We start from the raw sequence: 21154 nt of genomic DNA, 5'->3' as shown, positions 1-21154 counted from the left end.
CTATGGAAAAAATTATTATATATTCTGATTTACAGAAAACTTACACTGATTCTTGTGACATTATTGTAAGGCGAATTGATGATTATGTTGATGCATATGTTAGTATTCTAAATGCAATTCATGAAAATATTTCTATGATTGTTGTGATTAAGAATAAGAACTGTCTAAATTATTTTGAAAAGATGCAAGAAAAATACAAGGAAAATATCATTATTAAAATCAATTCTCCCAAAGAGCGATTTGAACAATTAACTCATGTCAAAATACCTCAATACATTAGCGAAGACGAAATTGTTAATGATGAATTGTATAATAAAATAAATGAAATATTTTTTAAAAAAGCATTTAGTTTTGAAGACAATGTTTTAATCTATTATCTTGGAGAGTATTTTACTAATAATAAGTTCCCTTTTCATCAAATAGTTGATTTTTTAAAAAATATTGATTTGAGTATTATAAATGTTAAGGATAAAAATAATATACTTAAAAAAGTTTTTAATAAAAGGATTCAGCAGTGGGAAAAAAATTGCTTGGATGGTTATGAAAAAAATATTTTTAGTTTATTTGTAGAAGATTATAAACTTTTGTATACAAAGCTATATAAATATTTAATTCTTAAAAACTATCCTAATAATATTATGATGGATATTGTGGGGGATATAACAAAAGATTTTGACAAGATTAACTTAAAATATGACCCTTTTATTCCCAAAGGTGCTGATATAGTTGATATTCAAAGAAACATTAAAATTTATTTAAATCAAAAGGAATTAATAGGATTATCATATGAAGATATAGTTCAAGAAATTGAACAACTATCAGGGCTCTTCAATGAAGAAATTCAATTTACTTATGAATTGTTAAAAATAAACAAAGCTGTAATAGATTTGTCTTTATTAAATAGGGTTAGGGCTAAATTTAAAAATGGCTTAGAGCTAGACATAATGTTCAATGAAAAGCTCAGTAATATTATTCCTCCTACAATAATTATTAATCCTGAATATATAGATAGCACTAACGATTGGATTTCGTGGGCAATTAAATCATATTTGCCGTATAGATTTTGGTTGGAATCTAATGATTACTTTGATTTGAAAGCTGATAAATATTCGTCTATGTATGGAGAGTGGATTTTTAACAATTATGATAGTCTAATTTCAAGTGAGGGTAGAATGCTCCATAAAACGCTTACTAATATAGGCCCTTCAATTAGAGATGATGAGGTTTCAGTTATAATAGTTATAGATAATTTCAACTACAAATTTGTGCCTTTGTGTAAAACATATTTAATTCAAAAAGGATTTAATAATACAATGGATAAACCCATTATATCAATGATACCTACAGAAACTTCGGTATCAAAAACTGCACTATTTAGTGGTGAGCCCTTTAACACAGCAGATAAGAGCTATGAAAAAATGTGCAGTGAATGGGAAGGTTTTATAGGTGGAAAGGTTCAGTATTTATCGGATATCGGAAAGTTAGATTCAATTCAAGAAGCAAAAGCTAAACTTTATGTTTTAAATTATTTACGCATAGATAAAATTCTTCATGAAAGTCAAAATAACTCTGCGTTGCCTATAAGTTATAGAATACAAGAAGAATTAATAGCTATGATTGATAAAATAATTAGCTTTGCTAAAAGGCTTAGCATAGAAAATACAATCAAAATTTATTTTACTTCTGATCATGGAAGCACAAAAATTTTAAAAGAACAGATGAATTTAATTGATTCAAAATATTATAAATCTAAGTCGGAAGACTCTGCATACAGATTTATTGGTCTTACTGATAAAAAATTCGATATTTTTAAAAATAGTATAGGTCATTTATGTTATGTTTTAGATAGAAATCATTATGGAATAAAAGAAAATTATCTCATTGCTAAAGGGTATAATCGGTTCATGGAAACTGATTTGAGTTTTTATGTACATGGTGGTATAACTCCAGAAGAAAATATTATACCCTTATTAAAATTTGAGAGAACTAATATTATATTAATTAAACCAGAAATAATACTTAGACATAACGAATTTAGATATTTCAATACATGCAACGTTAATTTAACTATTAAAAATCATAATGAATATTCTATAGATAATATTGAAATATCTATATTGAATTCAAATGTAAAAATACAACAGGTAGTAAAAATAATACCTAGAATTAATAAAGAATCTCAGATTGATATTACTATGGAAAAAATTAGAATTTTAAGATCTCAATCAAATTTGGATAATGATAGATTATTTATTAAAGTAAGATTCGATTTTATGGGGAAAAATCATGATGAAAAATATGAGTTCTCAATTAAAATGAAATCTATTCAAGAAAATAAAATTAATTTAGATGATCTATTTTAAAGAAATGGAGGTAAAAAGTGTATGCTCAAATTTGAAGAACTTGCATATGACTATTATGGTGATGTTGTAATAAATAAAAATTTGATACATAAAGCAGGGTTTGCATCAAGAGCTATCCCCACTTATGTTGGAGAGTGGATTCTTTATAACTTTCTTGAAGATGGTGAACTTACAGAAGAATCAAGAGAAAAAATATCAGCTTTTGTAAATAAATATCTCCCTCAAAAGGGACAGAAGGAAGAAATAAAAAATAGATTGCTTAATATGGAGAGTGTAAAGTTACTTGACGATTATAGTGTAGTAGTAAATTTAAAATCAGGCAAAAGAGTATTGAAAATTCCTTTTCTTGATATGAATGATGCATTTATAAGTGATGAAATTGTTGATAAGAACACGTTGCTACTTACTAGTGGGGTCTGGGGAGTTGCAGATTTATTTTATATACCACCTTCAGCACCAAATGACAAAGGTCAAGTGTGGATGAGAGAATTTAAGCCATTCCAAGTAGGAAGCATTGATTTAGAGTATTTCAAAGAATGTAGAGCAAATTTTTCTACAGAAGAATGGATTGATCTAATTTTATCCAGCATGGGCTTTAATCCAACAATTTATAATGAAGAACAAAAAAATGTTTTAATTACTAGGATACTCCCTATGGTGGAGCCAAGAGTAAATCTTATTGAACTTGCTCCAAAAGGTACAGGTAAGTCATTTGTATATGGTAATGTATCGAGATATGCCAGAGTTATCGGTGGCGGCAAAGTGTCACCAGCTGTTATGTTTCATCACAATGGCAATAATACACCCGGACTTGTTACCAGATATGATTTAGTTGTACTTGATGAAGTACAGAGTATTCAGGGAGATTCTACTGGAGAACTTGTTGCAGGTCTTAAAGTATATCTTGAATCTGGAAGATTTAGCAGAGGCAATACTGAAGCTAGTGCTGAAGCAGGATTCGTTATGCTTGGGAATATAACTCTTGATGAGAATCTTAAACCAGTGCACTCGGAAGAAGGAATTTTTACTGAGATACCAAATTTTCTTCAAGAAACTGCATTTATTGATAGATTACATGGGATAATACCGGGATGGCTAATGCCAAGAATATCTAAGGATACTCCATCGAATAATCTTGGATTTAAAGGAGATTTTTTTTCCGAAATATTGCACAATCTTAGGGGCGAACCTCAATACACTGATTATGTGAATTTGAATATGAATTTAAATAATTGCAATGATTTAAGAGATCGAAAAGCAATAGTACGTTTAGCAGCAGCATATTTAAAAATAATATTTCCAGATTTGATTGTAGAAAATGAAGAATTTATAAAATATTGTGTTAAGCCAGCGGTAACGCTTAGACAAAGTGTTAGGGATGAGCTATATAAAATGGATAGAGAATATGCAAAGGTGAATATTGGGGTCTTGGAATAGCTGAAATAAGAATAGTAGTAATTATAAATAACAGAAGCCACATTTTAGTAAATAAAGATTATGCATAAGTAAGTAATTCAAAATTATTATTGCCGTTATTGAAATAGCACTTAACTCAATGAGTAAAGTGCTATTTCTGTTATTTTTAAACATTAGGAGATTAAGATATATAAAACGTACATTTATGGCAACATATAAAATAAGATTTAAGCGGCTTAGTATAAATTCGTCTTTATATAATGCTTTTGTATTTATCAAGAATATTTAACCTCAACATATCGATTTATTTGTGACTACAGACATCTTCATGAATTGTCACTTTATATATAGTACTAAAATACTATTTTTAAAAAATACATTTACAAGAAAGTGTTTTCTTTTCTTAAATCTCCTTGGCTTAGATTATGTTGGTTTATTTCTACTTATTGGTTATATATAGGAAAACAATGTCATTCTAAGTGTCCATCATTCTATAGTTTGATAAGCCATAAAAAAATTGCTAAAAACTGGCCATAAAGCCTTGCCTTTACTCCTATTGCAGTGTATCATACAACAACTAGGGTTGATGGTACATATATCTATTAAAAATTGAATTAGTGAAGGAGGGTTTGTGTGGTAGTAAAATACATGAGAGTATCTACAAAACAGCAAACTATTGGAAGGCAAGATTTTCAATTGGATAAATTGAATGTTATTTTTGACAGGTCCTACATTGACAAGATGACTGGAAAAGTTAAAGACCGGCCTCAGTTAAATAAAATGATAGTCGAACTTAGTTTTGGGGATGTGGTTTATTGTGAAAGTATCACAAGACTAGGAAGATCTCTAAAGGATTTAATTGAAATTATGGAACTGTTAATAGCTAAGGGAGTCAGAGTGCTCATCGTTAAAGAAGGCATAGACAGTGATTCTTCTACCTACAAATTACTAATAGGGATTTTTGGAAGTATTGGTGAACTTGAAAGGGAATCAATTCAAGAGAGAGTTATTCAAGGTATTGAAAAATGTAAGGCTACGAGAAAAACCTCAACAGGCAAGTGGTTTGGTAGAGTTCAGCTCACAAAAAATGATTTAAGTAAGACGTTTGAAAAGTATTATATTCAACTTATGCAAGGTTCTATAACTAAGGTAGAGATGGCCAAGCTACTTGGTATTGGTAGGGCAACTTTATATAGATGGTTAGAGTTATATGAAAAATAAAGAAATGGAGGATGGGGTAAATATGAAAAATAAAGAAGTTATGAAGAATTGTACAAGCGTAGCAATAAAGAATAAGGTGGGTGTAATTGAGCTTTACCCAGTTGTAGTAGTCAAAGCAATAGCATTGCAGAAAATATTAGGAATAGTGAATAAGTAACGGATAATGAAGGGGTGGTGTATATCTATGGAGCATTTAGATTGGTGTAAGGATGTTTTTGAAAACAAGGAATGTCAGAAAAATCTAGAGGAGAAGGTTACTATTTTAATAAAGATGTATTTTACTGGTACAAAGGATTATCCAATTGAAAAATTTACTAAATCATTTAGTGAAGGCTTAGGGTATCTAGAGAAGTTAATGTTAATTAAGAAGGGTATACATCACAGTAAACTTGACCAAACTTCTTTTAAAGAAAATAAAGACACAATAATTCAAAAGTACAAAGAAATTGAAAAAACTGTACTTGTTGAAACTAACAGGCAATATAGAATGTATCTAACTTTCTTAGCTGCAATAAAAAACTGATTTTAATTAAAGACATATAAAACAACAGTACAAATTATACTTAAAATTCAAACAAGTCTACTAGCTTAGACTTGTTTTCTATTTTGATTTTTTTATTAAAAATATTACAGGTACATAACTTCTATTTACCCACATTTTATTTCAAAGTTAGGAAGCTATAATGTTTAGCAATAATTTTTCAAAATACAATAGTAGGTAAATTCTTAGATAAGCAGGTACATTAAAAATTTATTTATAAGTACACTTAAAATTAAGTAATCTCGATTACAAGTATATAAGGAGTTGAAGAACAGAGATTATTTACTGGCATTGGTTACAAGATGTAATTCCAAGCAGTTCGCTTAATTCAAGCAAAAATGAAAATAGTATATATTCAAATACTACTCTTACCATGAATTAATTTCATCAACATAAGAATTTTAAGACAAATAAATGTAATTGTAATTAAGAAATAAATACAAAGGAACATATATAAAGAAAAATGGATAAAATACATTAGCAAAAAATTAGTAGCCATTAAGCTTCAATTGGTTTAAAAGACATTTTAATATATAAAATGCACCTAACTTTTTACAGTAGGATGTTTTATCATCGCTGTTTTATTAGGGTACATTTTTCTGTTTCTATGGTGTTTATAATTAATAATATGGTATTGAGAATTTAGTCTATGGTGTTTGTACTCCTCGAGGTGGTGTTTTGATATATAAGGGGTGTTTAATTTTCATTTTGGTGCTACGGGGTCTTTATTTGGGACATGAATATGCATCCTCAGGTATACATACATGAGGTTTTAAACCTCAAATATGGTTATTGGAGTTGGTATACATGTTAAAAGAAAATGTTAAAGTATTGGTTAGTAGTAATGAAGGGGTTGAAAATATGGACAAAACTATTTTTACTAATATAGCCTTTTATCTACGAGTGGCAAGTGCAGAAATAGATGAAAAAGGGTTACTTGAAAATCTAAACTTCTTACTAGAAGTATGCAATGGAAACGGTTGGAATGCTACAATCTATAAAGACATTATTGCTTCAGGTTCAACAATGGGTAAACTACCTGAAATTCAGAGATTACTAAGGGATGCTAAGAAAGGCTTATATGATGGTGTATTAGTATTAGATGCTGAACGGGTTAGCAGGGGAGATTGGAGTTATTAAATAATAAAAAATACATTTGTTGGTTCTAATACATATTTATGTATTAGAACTAACGTAATGGATTTTGATAATGAAAAAGAGGCTATCAGCGTTAGAAATAAAATTGTTTTTTTTAGAATAATGCAAGCAAAAATTAAGCTAAGCATGTTTAGAGGTAAAAAAGTTAGCACAAGAAATGGTTAAATGGAGAATATAAGTCAAAAAGGAACTTTAAGTAAATAAGTTTAATTTTTAAATACAGTAATGAAATTTATGGTAAGTGTTTATAAAAGAATGTATAATTGGAGTAAAGGCTAGATTTCTGACTGCCACCATATATGGAACAGTTGAGAATAGTAGCTAAGATAAATGAAGTAATGAGCCTATGCAATAAAGAGAACTATTCAGATTAGCAAAAGCTATGAATTTCCGAATGAAGTTTTTACAGAGTTGGGGATTGATAAGATATCTATTCAAGCATAAAAGTGGCTCTCATTGAATTGAAGAGAATCAATGTGACACATAACGTTGACAGAGCTGATTATGGAACAATCTATATTATCATGCTGAAACGTAGGGTGATAGGTGTTAATAAGATTGGGTATGTATTTTAGAGAATAACGAATAAGACGAGGAAGTGAGCAGCATGCCGAAAGGGCCAAGACTTAATAATATATCGAGAAATTTTACAACTAGAGATAGCCTTGGAATTGAGGGTGTTGCTACTTCCATTTCAGGAGAAATATGTCCTGTTGTCAATACAGTTACTCCAAGAGCATTTTATTGGCCTTTTATAGTTTGGATTTACTATGATTTTTATAAGTATTCCGGCATAGAAGAAAGATCCTATGCTGCTTTTGATACATATTTAAAAAGACAAGACTATTTCTTTGTGCTTGCAACGATGTTAATTCCTAATTCTGATCAGACTAATCTTGTTGGTAAGCAACAAACAGAGCAGGATATTCTTGATAATCCGAACGGACCATATCCGTTTAATCCTGCATATTTCAAGACCAGATTTGGTGGAATGCAGTATTATAATGCCGGATGCTTTTCTATGTTATTTGTTATTGATTTTGATCCAGGGTCTGATAAGACCTATAAATTTCCAAAGCTTACAAAGGAAGGAGAGCAAATGGCTCTCACCTTTGAAAATGTAATAAAGGACACCGAGTATTATAAGAGTTATCGTAGAAATGATTCTGATGTTCCAAAGGATGTTCTGCTCGAATATGGAAAAGTTATAAATATTAGTTTGAAAGGCTTTGATGAAAGCAAAGCTTTGCTTCGTCATGGACTTTTTGAAACAAAGAGAAATTCTAAACTAACAGATTGTGCAGCGTATATAAAATACTTGTATGACAATTATGGTATTACATCTCTTAATCGTGATGACTGTAGAGTATTGTTTTATGACCACATTACACCAGCAGATGAAAGTGTTGTAATTTCTCCAGGGTTGGTAACAATTATAAATGAGTGGGAGATTGTAGTAGGCAGGCAGTATTTTACCAGCGGATTGGAAATGATATGGAAGTATATGCTGGAACAGCTTACCAGGCCTATAACAATGAAAATATGGTTCGAAGATGTATTATCGTATTCTGATTTTTCGTGGGATTTGGAACAGAGGATTTCTGATGTGATTTTAGAATGTATTTACGACTTTGAACAACGTGAGACAATGATTAGCGATGCAGCAAGAGGAAAGAATTCTACCTCAAGTGTTGAGAATGGAATAAAGATAATCTTATCTGTATATAATCGATTTCGGATTAGAACAGACCTCGGAGATGAGAAAGCATTTTTTTCATATGGAGTTGATAACCAGTCTATTTCCATGGACGAGGTATTTGATATTGTGGATGAATTCAAGAATAAGAGTATCAAGGAATTTATCCTGTTTGTGATGCAACAGTGGCTGGTAAAGCAGCATTATATTACAGCATTTGAAAAGATTCTACAGAATAGAGACGGTTTCTATTATGAGATTATAGATGGCTTGTATATAAAGAAACATGATTTCGGGATGGACTTTCAGGGAATAAGAATGATCCAGCTCATGCAGGTTATGAAAGATCTGGATATGCTATAGGAGGTATTGCGATGACGGAGAAAGAGAAAAAATATAGCATATTAGACGAGCTTGCAAAATGTTCTGGTTATGATATTGCTTTGATGACAACATTCAATTTTGAAATCAGTTTTTTTGAGAGAGCAATATTAAATCGTCTGTATGTTAATAATGTTAAAAAGGTGTCGCTTTTTGTGGATTCAAAGGAATTAGCAAAGGCTTTACAGGAGGTTGATACCAGCCACATTGGACGCAAGTACATGGTGAATCCTGTACAAATGCCTGGTTCATTTCATCCTAAGGTGATTCTGCTTTTGGGTGAGAAGAAGGCCAGACTGTTTGTAGGAAGTGCCAATATTAAAACATCTGGATATGCAACTAACAATGAGATTTTTAATTTTATAGATTATACACCAGAGCATCCGGAATACTTGGATGTTATTGTGGCTGCAATTGATTTCTTTCACGAAATAAATGAGGTGTCTTATCAGCTTGACAATGATATTTTGAAGGAAACAAAGGACCTGATTTATTACCATAAGGATGAGAAAAACGGACAATTATCTTTACTACAAAATATGCAGAAATCCATTCTGGCTCAGGTGCAGGAAGTAATTGTTGGTGAGGTTGAGAATATAAGTGTTGCTGTACCATATTATGATAATGAATTGGCAGCTTTGCATGAATTGAAAACAACTTATCCCGAAGCTGATATTCATTTATATATTCAGAATGAGAAAAGCACATTTCCAATTGATTACAATGACAAACATAGCATAGCAACTCACATAGACACTTTTAATGGCTTTAAGGATAATTCTTCTGGTAGTAGTAGCAACTTTTATCATGGTAAGATTTTTCTGTTTAAAACCAAGGAAAAAGCATATATCCTCTATGGAAGTGCTAATTGTACCCAGTCTGCACTTATCAAATCTTTTGAAGAAGGCGGAAATATTGAATGTGATTATTTTGAAGTAGGCGATGTGCAGGATTTTGACTATTTCTTTGAAAATATGGAATTGCAGGAAGGAAAAAAGCTTGTGAGCAATATCATGACATTTGAGAAGCAGGAGTCTGTTAATTATATCTATAAGTATGGAGAGGACAAAGAAGGACTTGAACTTCATTTAAGTTATTCTTCAACTAAAACAGATTTACGGGTGTTTATTGGTGAACAGGAGCTTAAGTTCGATATTTCTAAACAGGAACTAATTGTTTATGTTCCAGAGGAATGCAGGTCAACTCTTTCAGATGTATTTGAAATTGCATTACATTATGATGGCAAAAAAGAAATATTGCGATGTTGGACATATAGTGTAGCAGCTCTTGAAAGCAATCGTGTGAAGCAATCAGACAAAAAGTTGCTAGATGATTTTGATATAGACTCTGATGGAGATAAATATATTGAGGATCGTTGTAACTTATTAAAGGCGGAACTAACTTGTCTGCCTGAGTTTCAAGAACATAAGAAGAAACTTGCTTATTACAATCAAATCAAGCGAGAGCAGGAAGGCGATGATGCCGAGTCTGAGGATTTTATTGTAGATGTCCAAATCCCTGACGAATATAGAGTGGCTTATAAGCAGTATAATGCGGTTTCAAGAATCAGGAATATTTTTATGAGACGTTTCTTGCAGGCAAATACAGGGTTGTTCATTCCAAGAGAGCTGGATGATGAGAATAAGTATCATGATGGAGTGGCAAAACGAAAGGTTTCCGCTACACCACGAAAGGCAACGTCTGCAGAGAAAAGCTTTGAACGTTTTGTTAAGAGTAAGATTAAGGGCATGATGAATGATGCCTATGTTGATATCATTGAGCCAGAGCATTACATAAGCCTTGTAATGGTTGTGCTTGATATCTTCGATAAGTATAACAATGTAGATAAGGTAGAAGATATCTTTGATATGTCATATGTTACAAAGACCAGAACAGAGTTTTTTATTAAGCTTCTCGCTAAAGAAATCAAAGGCGATGATACTGAGAAAATCGAGAATGCAATTCTTATACAGTGCTATAAGATTTTGTTGGAAAACTATGCAGTAAGAAATGAGGAGAACGATTCTGATATTTGCAGAAACTACGATTCAATAAACCGAGGTCTCTTGATGGCAATGGAAAATAAATATGGAATCAGAACCTCTTATGAAAGGCATTTAGACGTGATCATGCATAGAGACGAAAATCTTGTTTCTAAAAGTGAAATTCATGCGTTAGTAGTCTATATTGAAAATCTGTATGGATATAAAAATTATGAGCTGTTGGTGAAATTCATAGGATCAGTATACGAAAATGCGGTTATTGAAGTAAAAGGAAAGACCATGATCATCACAGCAACTAGCACCGATATGCTGAAACATGGAAAACCAGATGCAAATGTACTAAGGGAAATCAGAAACTATAAAAGATATATTTCTACTGTAGATTCGGTTACGATTATTATCGATTCAAGGGCACCTAATCCAGAGAATAAGAATGTAATTGTGCAAAAAAAGCATTCAGTTAGTATTGCATATCATAACTGGATCTCTTCTTTAATACGAAAAGATGGTACTGTGTGGGATACGAAACTTACGTTTTTGAATTTTTGATTTTGAGTGAAATGGAGGAAGAATGAATAAATGGACACGTTTGAGCAGTTATTAAAAATACAAAGACAGCTAGAAGACTATAAGAATCTTGTGGCTTCAGTGAAAAATACTGAAATGTATGATTATTCTGTAGTTGTTTTGCAAGGGGCACATCAGCAATTAGCTACTGCTTCTTAAAAATGTTGAAATTAGATGGTTCGTTAGCAACTCAAAAAATGTATCAAATTCGGAAAATTTTTATTGTAAATGAAGCCTCATTTCTGTTAACATATTGACCCATACCCCCTTTGTTAGACACGAGGAACTCGTGCTATACTAAAAATGAAGGGTGGATGATTTTTGATGAATAAAAGTTATAGTGCTGAATTTAAAATGGAAGCAGTAAAGAGATTAGAAAAAACAGGAGAGTCGATGTCAAAAGTAGCTGCTGATTTAGGGGTTAAGCCAACCACAATGCAGGGCTGGGTAAATAAGTATAGAAAATCTCCTAAGGCTCCATTTATAGGTAGTGGACACTTAAGCCCAGAAGATGAAAAATTTCATAAGCTTGAAAAAGAAAATAGGGACCTCAAAGAGGAGAATGATATATTAAAAAAAGCGGCAGCCTACTTCGCGAGAAACCTCAAATAAAGAGATTTCTATTTATCAAGGCTAATCGCATGAACTACCATCTAGCGAAGCTATGCATGGTCCTATCCGTTTCTAGGAGCAGCTACTATGCATGGGAGAAACGTCCAGAAAGCATGAGATCAAAAGCAAATAATCTTCTATTAAAGGAAATTAGTGATATCCATGGAAAGAGCAATAAAGTTTACGGTTCAACAAAAATTACACGAATATTAAACACCAAAAGTAAATGTCCTATTAATCATAAAAGAGTGGAACATATCATGAGTGAAAATGGCATAAAATCAAAGGTTTCAAAGAAATTTATAGCCACTACAAATTCTAACCATAAGCTTCCAGTTGCAGAAAATATCCTCAACCGTGACTTTTCTGTGGACAAACCTAATGAAAAAATGGTAAGTGATATCACCTACCTGTGGACAGATGAAGGATGGCTTTATATCGCTGGAATCTTGGATTTATGTGGACAAAAAATTGTTGGATTGTCCATGAGTGAACGAATGACAAAGGAATTAGTTATTGACGCATTGAATTCGGCATATCTACGTGCTGGTAAGCCTTCAAACGTCATTTTACACTCGGATAGAGGTTCACAGTACTGTTCTTACGACTACCAAAATTTGATTAAAAAGTATGGTTTTACATGTAGTATGTCCCGAAAAGGTAACTGTTGGGATAATGCACCAATGGAATCTTTCTGGGGCAAATTAAAATGTGAATGGCTCTATGGTACACACTTTAGGACTCGTGAAGAAGCCCGTGCAGCCGTATTTGAATATGTTGAAGTGTTTTATAATCGGCAGCGAATCCATGCCTCAAATGGATATGTGACACCTGAAGACTATTATAATAAAGCTACTCGAAAAGCTAAAGTAGCTTAAAACCAAATATTAAGTTATTGTACGAAAACAAGAGATAATACGAGTTTAGAGTGTCTAGTTTATTGGGGAAGGGTCATATTTACGGAAATGAGGTTTTTAAATTTGAAAAAAATTACTTTAATAAATTGATCAATTACATGGAAAATGTATACAATATTGAAAACGGATTAAACTAAGCTAAATATAGTAAGTAAAATTCTACTTCGCTAAACATGGATTTAGCGATATAGACGTATATAAAAAATTTAGAAGCTAAAACAGATGCCCACGACAATAATAACATTGGTTATATCATTATTTGAATTTATAACGTAACTAAAAGTAAGAGTAATCGCATTGAAAATCAAGATATATGTAATTGTGATTAAACAAAAGAAAACAAGAGCAGAACAAAGAATAAATGTAGATATTCAGGAAAAGAATAAAGACAGTTTTGAAATTTAAATAAAATACGTTAGAAACTAGCTGTGCTAAGTTTAGCACAGCTAGTTTCGTTTTAATCCTAAAAACACACCTAAGATTAACAGTTGATTATATTATCATCACTGTTTTGAGAAGGTGTTCTTTTTTTTTGATTTTATGATTTGGTCTTACTGATATTGTGTTGAAGATTGATTTAGGGTGTTTGTATTACTCAAGGTGGTGTTTTACTAAATAAGGGGTATATTCTTTTATTAGGATGGTAATGGGGGAATTACTGGCGACATGAATAGCGACATTAGATTACATGTGTATGAGGTGTTATTCCTCAAATATGGTTATTGGAGTTGGTATGCATGTTAAAAGAGAATGTTAATGTATTGGTTAGTAGCAATGAAGGTGTTGAAGGTATGAGCGAAGCTATTATTAGCAATGTAGCTATTTATTTACGTGTGGCAAGTGCACGAGAAGGTAAAAAGGGTTTATTCAAACAACAAAACATATTATTAGAAGTATGTAAGAAAAACGGTTGGAAGTCTACAATTTATAAGGAAATTGCTTCGGGCGCAACAATTCAGAAACGACCTGAGATTAAGAAATTATTGAATGATGTTACTCAAAACTTGTATGATGCAGTATTAGTTGTAGATGTTTCAATTCTTAGTAGACAAATTACAGAATTAGCAATAATAAAACATACACTTGTAAGTTCTAATACGGATTTATATATATTAAATAAAGTAATGGATTTTACAAATGACAATGATGAGGGTATTCTAGATTATACTCAATCACTCTATACAAGAATGATGCATATGGTGCATATACAACTTAGTGATAGAATATCTAAAGGTAAAAAATCAGGTGCAAAAGCAGGCTATTGGACAAATGGAATTCCACCATACCCATATGAGTATCAAAAGTGGGGAAATGTATGTAATCCTAGAAGCTTAGTTGTAAACTCGGATAAGCTTAAAGTCTACAAAAAAATTGTTAATGGTATTATCATTAACAAAAAAACACTAACAGAAATAGCAATTGAATTAAATAAGATAGGGGTGCCGTCTCCTAGAGGTGTGAATTGGGGAGTAACTACTCTAAGAAGATTATTAGTAGATGAAACACATCTGGGTAAAATAGTTATAAATAAAACAAGGGGAGATGGACATAAGAGCACCTCTGTTAATACTATAAAGTTTGAAACTATACCTCAACAAGGTCACATATTTTATGAAGGTAGACATGAGGCAGTGAAAACAGTGGATGAGCATGAACGTATTTTAATGTTTTTAAAGTGTGCTGCTAACACATCAAACTCTAAGGTAGTAGTAAAAAGGTAGTGGCTCTATAGTGTAGAATGTGCACCTAACCTTTTACAACAGGATTTTTTATCGTTGCTATTTTGGTAGGTGCATTCTTTTGTTTTTATATATTAGATATTTGGTAAGGGTGTTGGAAATCAGGTTTATGGTTATGGACCTTTATTGTAGGTTTTCGAAAATCTAGATAAAGGTCTTTTTTTTATAAAAGGGGTATATTTTAAGACTTTTACGGAATAAAACTTTATTAGGGATAGGGCTAATTGAGAATTATCAGAGAAACATGAGGTTTGATACTTCAAATATGGTATTGGGAGTTGGGGTTCATGTCTAATGGTAACGCTACGTTAGTTAATAGTTATGAAGAAAAGAATGATTTTTCTACAGAAATGAAATCAGAAGTTGATAATACTTGTAGTAACGGTATACTACAACACGAAGGATTGAGAATAACTGTAGTTATAAACAACACACCTTCACATCAGGCGCTTAGAAAGTTTGCACTTAATTTAAATGAGCTTTTAAGCTGTAAGGAGGGGTAGGTATAATGTCAGATAAAAAAGTGATTATAAGTGATGTGGCTATATATTTGAGAAAGTCACGTGCGGAGGAGACTGAAAAGGACTTAGCCAATCATTTAAATATATTATTAGAAGTATGCGACAAAAACAATTGGAAGTACAGAATATATAAAGAGATTGCTTCAGGTGCAACAATTGAAATGCGTCCTCAAATTCAGCAGTTATTAAGTGATGTAAAGCAAGACTTATATGATGCTGTACTAGTAGTAGATGTAGATCGACTTGGAAGAGGTAAAAGTTCCGATTTTGAAAACATAAAGCATACGCTTGTAAGCTCCAATACATTTCTATGTATAGTAGATAAAGTAATGGATTTAACTAATGATAATGACGATATTATGCTAGATTTTCAATTTTTCTTTGCACGAATGGAGTACAAGCAAATTACAAAGAGATTATCCAGAGGTAAAAAAAGAGGATCTATAGATGGTTATTGGACGAATGGAATACCACCATATCCGTATGAGTATCAAAAATGGGGTGATAAATTTAATGAACGTAGCCTTGTTGTTAATGATGATAAACTCAAAATCTATAGGGGGGTTATTGATTCTGTTTTAATCTATAAGACACCTTTAAGTAATATCGCTTTTGATTTAAATAGAAGAGGAATTGAATCGCCTAAAGGAGCTAAGTGGTCTGGTGTTACTATTGGTAGATTATTAACTGATGAAACTCATCTAGGTAAAATAGTAACCAACAAAACTATAGGAAATGGTCATAAGAGAAAACCTTCTGATGCAAGAAAGTTTCAAGTAATACCGAAGGAAGATCAAATTGTTAAAAAAGGTAAACATGAAGCAGTAAAAACTGAGGAGGAGCATGAACGCATTCAAATTTTTTTAGCAAGAGATACTAAGACACCTAAAAGGCGGTCAGGTATAAAAACGATATTACCATTTACATTCTTAATTAAGTGTGCAAAATGTGGTCATAATATGACATTGCAAGATCGTAAAGAAAGAAATGGTGTATGTAGAATAAAACCTTGCTGGTATGTAGACCCATGTGGTAATAAATGTGGAAACAGTGGAGGTTCTACAAGTATTGTATTAGAGGCTGTTAATCAAGAATTTATTAAGTATGAAGATAAGATTCTTCAAGAGATTAACGGTATAGACGATTCATATGTAAGAGGCATTGAAGAGTCAATTAAAGAGGAAGAAGCTCTAATAAAAAGAAAGGGAACAGTTTTATTAAGAGCAAAGGAAGCTTATCAGGCCGGCATAGATACTCTAGATGAATACAAAGAGTCAAAAGTTGCAATAAGTAAAGAAATTTCTGATTTAAAAGAAGATATGAAAATTCTAGAGTTAAAATTGAAGCATGCAGACACTAAAGAAACTACTGAAAGACTAAGTATAATTAAGGAATTTGCAGATAAATTAGCTGAGGGTAATTTATCTAATGAACAATTGAATAATTTATACAAAGTAGTTATTTACTCTATTGTGTGGGAACGTAATGGGGATGATATTAAAATGCAAATAAATTTTATTTGATAACATGTGGTAGAGTAAACTTAATAAAATTTAACACATTTCAAGTGTTTGTTTAGTCATTTATCATTAGGAGTAAGTAAAAAATTGACTATTGTAACCATAAATTTATCATTTGAAAGTGTAAAAAAGCAGAAGTTTGTAGTCCAATTGTAGATATATTAAATGAAGTTAGAGCAATCGGTATCGATGGGTTATAATTTTTATCTATTTCTCAGAAGGAGGTTATTACTAAGAAATTGTAATGATATCCTTCTTTTATTTTGATGACTTAGCACCAATTAGAAGATGAAACTTGTAATATAGTGGAAGAAGACGGGGTTTTTTCTTTTTATATTTGTAAAATTATGTTACAATTAAATATAATTAACTTTTTAGGTTAATATATTTATTCGAACATTAAATTCTGCAAATTCAATAAAATGAGTAGAGTAAGTGTCCAAGCTATAAATAATTTTATTGTAGTGATGTGAATTTAATATATTTAATCAGAGTTTTATTAAAGTTATTGATTAAGTAGTAATATTATTAAATTCATTAAAAATAATTAATTACTGAGGTGATTGTTTATAAATACAGAAGTTATAAAAGATTTGTCAGATTTAAGTAAAGAAACTCTTGAAGAGGTAAGGTCACCTTTAACAGAGTTATCTGAAAAGGATTGTGGAGATGAAACTCAAAAGCGATTCAGATATCAACATACAGTTTCAGCATATTTAGCTTTTTTAATGTATTCTAAGAAAATTGCATTTGAAGAGATCTTATGTGAACAGCATGAGGATATTATTGGTGTAATGAACAATGGCAAATTCCGTGGTATTCAAGTTAAAACACGTCAATTATCAGATGGTCCATTTAAGTTAAGTGACGACGCAGTTGTGAATAGTATTTGTAGGTTTATTGAAAACAATAAAAAATTTCCAGGTTGTTTTGAAAAGTTTGTATTTACTTCAAACTGTGACTACTTAAGAAATAAAACAGGAGAAAGTATACAAACACTAGCTAAAATGTTGCAAAAACTGAAACCACCAGATTATAAATTTTCTCCATCAACACTAGATAAGTATATAAGCAAGTTAGAAAAAAAATCAAATGCAACTCGTTCAGAAGTAATAGAAACATTAAGAATAACTGAATTTCAGATTATGCCAGGGTTGGATGATATTGAATCAAAGATTATAACAGAAGTATTATCAAAAATTGATTTATGTGTTGATTTTAGTGTGGAAAAATTGAAACATATTTTAGATAAAATGATATATATAGTATATTCAGCATCATCAAAAAAGTGTAAGGAACCTATTGATGATTACATAAGTTTATTAAATGGAGATAGAATAAAAAATGGAGTTAATTCACAAGTAAATACAAAAAGAATTACAAAAGAGATGGTTGAAAACATTATAGAAAGTTTTATTGGTAGAGCATATTATTTGGCATTTGAAAATACTAAGATTTCATTAGATCCAGATAGGAAGAAACTTATGAAAATAAAAATGGATTGTGGAATGATAGATCCAGATGCGATAGAGGTGATAGATGAACTACGAGATAAAACAGAAGAATATTTTTTGGAAAATTATCATAAAGAAAGTTTAAATAGTTCAGATAGAAAAGATTTCTCTCATATTAGAGGAATAGTTAAAAATCAAGCTATAGAAGCAAAAGTAGAAACAAAGAGTGCAAAAAAGGCTTATGGAAGTAAGATGTTAACCAATATAGAAAAAAGATTGACTAGAATTTCCGAAAAACGTGCTGCTGATGTTGACAACTGTCCCTATGAAATATTAAAAGGAATGGTGGGAGTACTCACTGGGGAATGTGAAGTTCAATTTAGTGATACTCCAGAAAGAGGGTGGAAAAGTGAGTAGGAATTTAGTAGAGACAATAATAAATATTGACAGCGATGATACCAATAATATAGTCCGAATGCTAATGTTGATGTATACTTTTGCTGGTAGAAATCAAACGGGTAAAATTGAAGGAATAACAAAATTAGCTATTTTAGATTTTTTATTAAGATATCCTGTTGCGCTTGATAAAGCATTAGAAAACATAGAATCCCAAGGAAATAAAACAATTTACAAAAAGAAATTTAAATTGCAATCATATGAAGTTAATTCTATTGATGCTAAAATGATGAAATTTAATTTTGCACCATGGGATTTTAAATACAGAAGGATAGTGCATATATTGAGTGCAAAAGATTTGATTCGGATTAATACAGATGGAAAAAAAACTGTTTTAGTGATTACTTCTAAAGGCATTGATACATCAAATAAGATTAAGATTTTAAAAGACTACGAATATCTAATTGTAAGATGTAGTATTGTAAAAACCGTTTTTGGAAGTTGGTCGCAAAAGAAATTAATTGAGATGATATACTCAACTTTTCCTGAAATACTAAGAGTTAAAGCAGAAATGGATGTGATTTTATGAAAATGATATTGACTTCATTAATAATTAAATGTCGTAAAAAGGTAATAGAGTTTCCTTTTTCTGAATCTATAACATACATCTACGGTAAGATGGGTGCAGGGAAAACAACAATTACTATGCTAATTAGTTTTTGTTTAGGTGAAGAATTAATTAATACACCAGCACTACAACAGGAATTTTTAGGTGCTACCTTAAATTTTAAGATTGCAGAAAATACTGTTTCACTGACTCGTAATAAAGAAGATAAAAACCAAGTATTTATTGAGTGGAGTAGTGTAGTGGAGGAAGAAAAGAAAAATTCCTACGTTATGGTACCTATAATCGGGACTAAAGGAGAAACAATTATACCTGGTGAAAACATTGAAAATCTTTCAGATATGTTATTTTATCTGATGGGGTGTACTCCACCAAAGGTGAGGAGAAACAAAATATCTCAAGAGAGTGAATTAATTAGGTTAAGTTTCAAAAATATAATGTTGTTTTGGTATTTAGATCAAGATAATATTGATAGTTCCTTTTTTCATCTTGAAGAAAAAGGTGGTTACTACAAATATTCAAGTAGGGACGTAATGAGAATGATCTTGGGATTTTATTATGAGCATATAGCCAGTTTAGAAAACGATTTATCTAATATACAGTCAAATAAAAAAGGTTTTGAAGTAAGCATTACACAATTAACGAATTTCTTGATTGAAAATAATATTGATGAAGTTGAAGCAATAGAAAACAAGATTATAAATTTAGAGATAGACAAAAATAAAATTCTTTCTAAAAGGGAGGATGCTTTAAAGGGGATTTCACGCAATAATCAACATATTGTCGATGAATTAAGAACACAAATAAGATTAAGTATATCTAATATTTCAGAACTGGAGAATGCAATTTATGAAATAACAAAGCAGGTTGAAAGTAGGACGCAACTTAGAGAAGAGTACTTTTATGCAAGTATTAAATTAAAAAATCTTGATGAGGCTAAAGAAATATTGAAAGATGCTAATTTTGTAAGCTGCCCACAATGTGGCTCTGATATAAAAAATATAGAATTGAACATCGAGATATGTTCATTATGTAAGCAACCCTTAGGATATAATGATAGTGAAGATTATAATATTATTGAGAATGATTTGCGTGATAGACGTAATGAGATAGATTTATCTATAGAAAAGATGTCAAATCAAAGAGATATCCTAGTAAAAGAATTAAATGTATTCAACCCAAGGAAAGCAGAACTTGATAAGAGGTTGTCTTTAGAGGAAATAGAGTATGATTCATTATACTTATCGAATATCAAAAAGTTTGACATTCAAATATATGAGGTTTGTTCGGATATTAAGTATTTGGAAAAGATAAAAGTACTGCCTATGAAGATATTAGGATTGTACTCTAAAGTACAAAAACTAAAAACTGATGAAACTAATAAAAAAGAAGAGATTAGAATAGCTAAAGATGAGGCTAACAAACAAGAAAATAAACTGGAAGAATTAAAGAAAGTATTTATTAATATACTTAATAAGGTTAAATTCCCGGGAATAAAGCTTACAGACTATGTGACAATGGATACAAAGAGTTTTTACCCTAAAATATTAACTAAAGATAATGATATTAATGAAATGGATTTTATTAATCTAAGTAGTGGTGGAAAGAAAACAATTTTCAAATGTTGCTTTGCTTTCGCGATACAGAAATTGATTAAGAGTCAAGATATTCCCTTTCCTAATATTCTAGTTATTGATACACCGATGAAGAATATTAGTGAAAGAGAAAATAAGGAAGTCTTTGAAAGTTTTTATAAGTTTGTATATGAGATTATGTCAGATGAGTTAAAGGATATGCAATTAATAATTATTGATAAGGAATTATATCCACCGGATACAGATGTTAAGATAGATATTTTATCAAAGCATATGACTCCAGATGATCCCGAACATCCTGGACTAATTGATTATTATTCAGGGCATTAAAATTATTTACTTACATTCCATTATATATTAGGGCTAATCTAAAAATGAAAAAGAAATATTAAAGAAAAAATGCTATTGGATTATATTCGGTAGCATTTT

General features: G+C 30.8%; 17 protein-coding genes. All 17 read left to right on the top strand.

Translation table 11 applies throughout. The features are described from left to right. Positions 1-2: 2 nt before the first annotated feature. The 17 genes from G9F72_RS19185 to G9F72_RS19110 all read left to right on the top strand — a co-directional run bounded on the left by G9F72_RS19185 (position 3) and on the right by G9F72_RS19110 (position 21055). A complete protein-coding gene (locus tag G9F72_RS19185) occupies positions 3-2363 on the top strand; it encodes a PglZ domain-containing protein (protein WP_164958328.1) in 2361 nt (786 codons plus the stop codon). A 21-nt stretch (positions 2364-2384) separates the two neighbouring features. Continuing rightward, entirely contained in the window at positions 2385-3800 is a 1416-nt protein-coding gene (brxL, locus tag G9F72_RS19180) for a BREX system Lon protease-like protein BrxL (protein ID WP_164958327.1), read from the top strand. Between the two features lie 612 nt (positions 3801-4412). Further along, positions 4413-5000 (top strand): recombinase family protein, encoded by a 588-nt coding sequence (locus G9F72_RS19175; RefSeq protein ID WP_164958326.1) that lies wholly within the window; start codon positions 4413-4415, stop codon positions 4998-5000. Next, the gene (locus G9F72_RS19170; protein WP_224676177.1) at positions 4990-5157 is read left to right on the top strand and encodes a hypothetical protein; all 168 of its coding nucleotides are present in this window, start codon (positions 4990-4992) and stop codon (positions 5155-5157) included. Before G9F72_RS19175 ends, G9F72_RS19170 begins: the two co-directional genes overlap by 11 nt. A 27-nt stretch (positions 5158-5184) precedes the next feature. Then, complete coding sequence (locus G9F72_RS19165) at positions 5185-5523, top strand: hypothetical protein (RefSeq protein WP_164958325.1); 339 nt, start codon at positions 5185-5187, stop codon at positions 5521-5523. 825 nt (positions 5524-6348) lie between these two features. Beyond that, positions 6349-6681, top strand: a complete 333-nt coding sequence (locus G9F72_RS19160; protein ID WP_164958324.1) for a recombinase family protein — start codon at positions 6349-6351, stop codon at positions 6679-6681. A gap of 57 nt (positions 6682-6738) precedes the next feature. Further along, positions 6739-6864: a hypothetical protein gene (locus G9F72_RS27175; RefSeq protein ID WP_263486982.1), complete on the top strand. Its 126-nt coding sequence runs from the start codon at positions 6739-6741 to the stop codon at positions 6862-6864. Positions 6865-7306: 442 nt separating this feature from the next. Beyond that, positions 7307-8758: a hypothetical protein gene (locus G9F72_RS19155; protein WP_164958323.1), complete on the top strand. Its 1452-nt coding sequence runs from the start codon at positions 7307-7309 to the stop codon at positions 8756-8758. Positions 8759-8919: 161 nt separating this feature from the next. Continuing rightward, positions 8920-11328, top strand: coding sequence for a hypothetical protein (locus G9F72_RS19150; protein ID WP_224676176.1), 2409 nt, complete (start codon positions 8920-8922; stop codon positions 11326-11328). A 30-nt stretch (positions 11329-11358) separates the two neighbouring features. Then, a complete protein-coding gene (locus G9F72_RS19145) occupies positions 11359-11505 on the top strand; it encodes a hypothetical protein (protein ID WP_164958321.1) in 147 nt (48 codons plus the stop codon). A 165-nt stretch (positions 11506-11670) separates the two neighbouring features. Then, positions 11671-12836 (top strand): IS3 family transposase gene (locus G9F72_RS19140; RefSeq protein ID WP_224676264.1). Its coding sequence is split into 2 segments (ribosomal slippage): positions 11671-11929 and positions 11929-12836, totalling 1167 coding nucleotides; the frame shifts between segments, so codons are not numbered across the junction. Positions 12837-13612: 776 nt separating this feature from the next. Continuing rightward, complete coding sequence (locus tag G9F72_RS19135; RefSeq protein WP_164959603.1) at positions 13613-14596, top strand: recombinase family protein; 984 nt, start codon at positions 13613-13615, stop codon at positions 14594-14596. Between the two features lie 305 nt (positions 14597-14901). Further along, positions 14902-15117: a hypothetical protein gene (locus G9F72_RS19130; RefSeq protein ID WP_164959604.1), complete on the top strand. Its 216-nt coding sequence runs from the start codon at positions 14902-14904 to the stop codon at positions 15115-15117. Positions 15118-15122: 5 nt separating this feature from the next. Then, positions 15123-16658, top strand: coding sequence for a recombinase family protein (locus G9F72_RS19125; protein ID WP_164959605.1), 1536 nt, complete (start codon positions 15123-15125; stop codon positions 16656-16658). Between the two features lie 560 nt (positions 16659-17218). Continuing rightward, the gene (locus G9F72_RS19120; RefSeq protein ID WP_164959606.1) at positions 17219-18526 is read left to right on the top strand and encodes a dsDNA nuclease domain-containing protein; all 1308 of its coding nucleotides are present in this window, start codon (positions 17219-17221) and stop codon (positions 18524-18526) included. Then, positions 18519-19094, top strand: coding sequence for a hypothetical protein (locus G9F72_RS19115; protein WP_164959607.1), 576 nt, complete (start codon positions 18519-18521; stop codon positions 19092-19094). Before G9F72_RS19120 ends, G9F72_RS19115 begins: the two co-directional genes overlap by 8 nt. Beyond that, positions 19091-21055, top strand: a complete 1965-nt coding sequence (locus G9F72_RS19110) for an AAA family ATPase (RefSeq protein ID WP_164959608.1) — start codon at positions 19091-19093, stop codon at positions 21053-21055. Before G9F72_RS19115 ends, G9F72_RS19110 begins: the two co-directional genes overlap by 4 nt. The last annotated feature ends 99 nt before the right edge of the window (positions 21056-21154 follow it).

Origin of the sequence: Clostridium estertheticum, from assembly GCF_011065935.2 — a bacterium.
Taxonomy (GTDB): Bacteria; Bacillota; Clostridia; order Clostridiales; family Clostridiaceae; genus Clostridium_AD; species Clostridium_AD estertheticum_A.
Note: the sequence above shows the minus strand (reverse complement) of the source record. Positions and strands in the feature narration are given on the sequence as shown.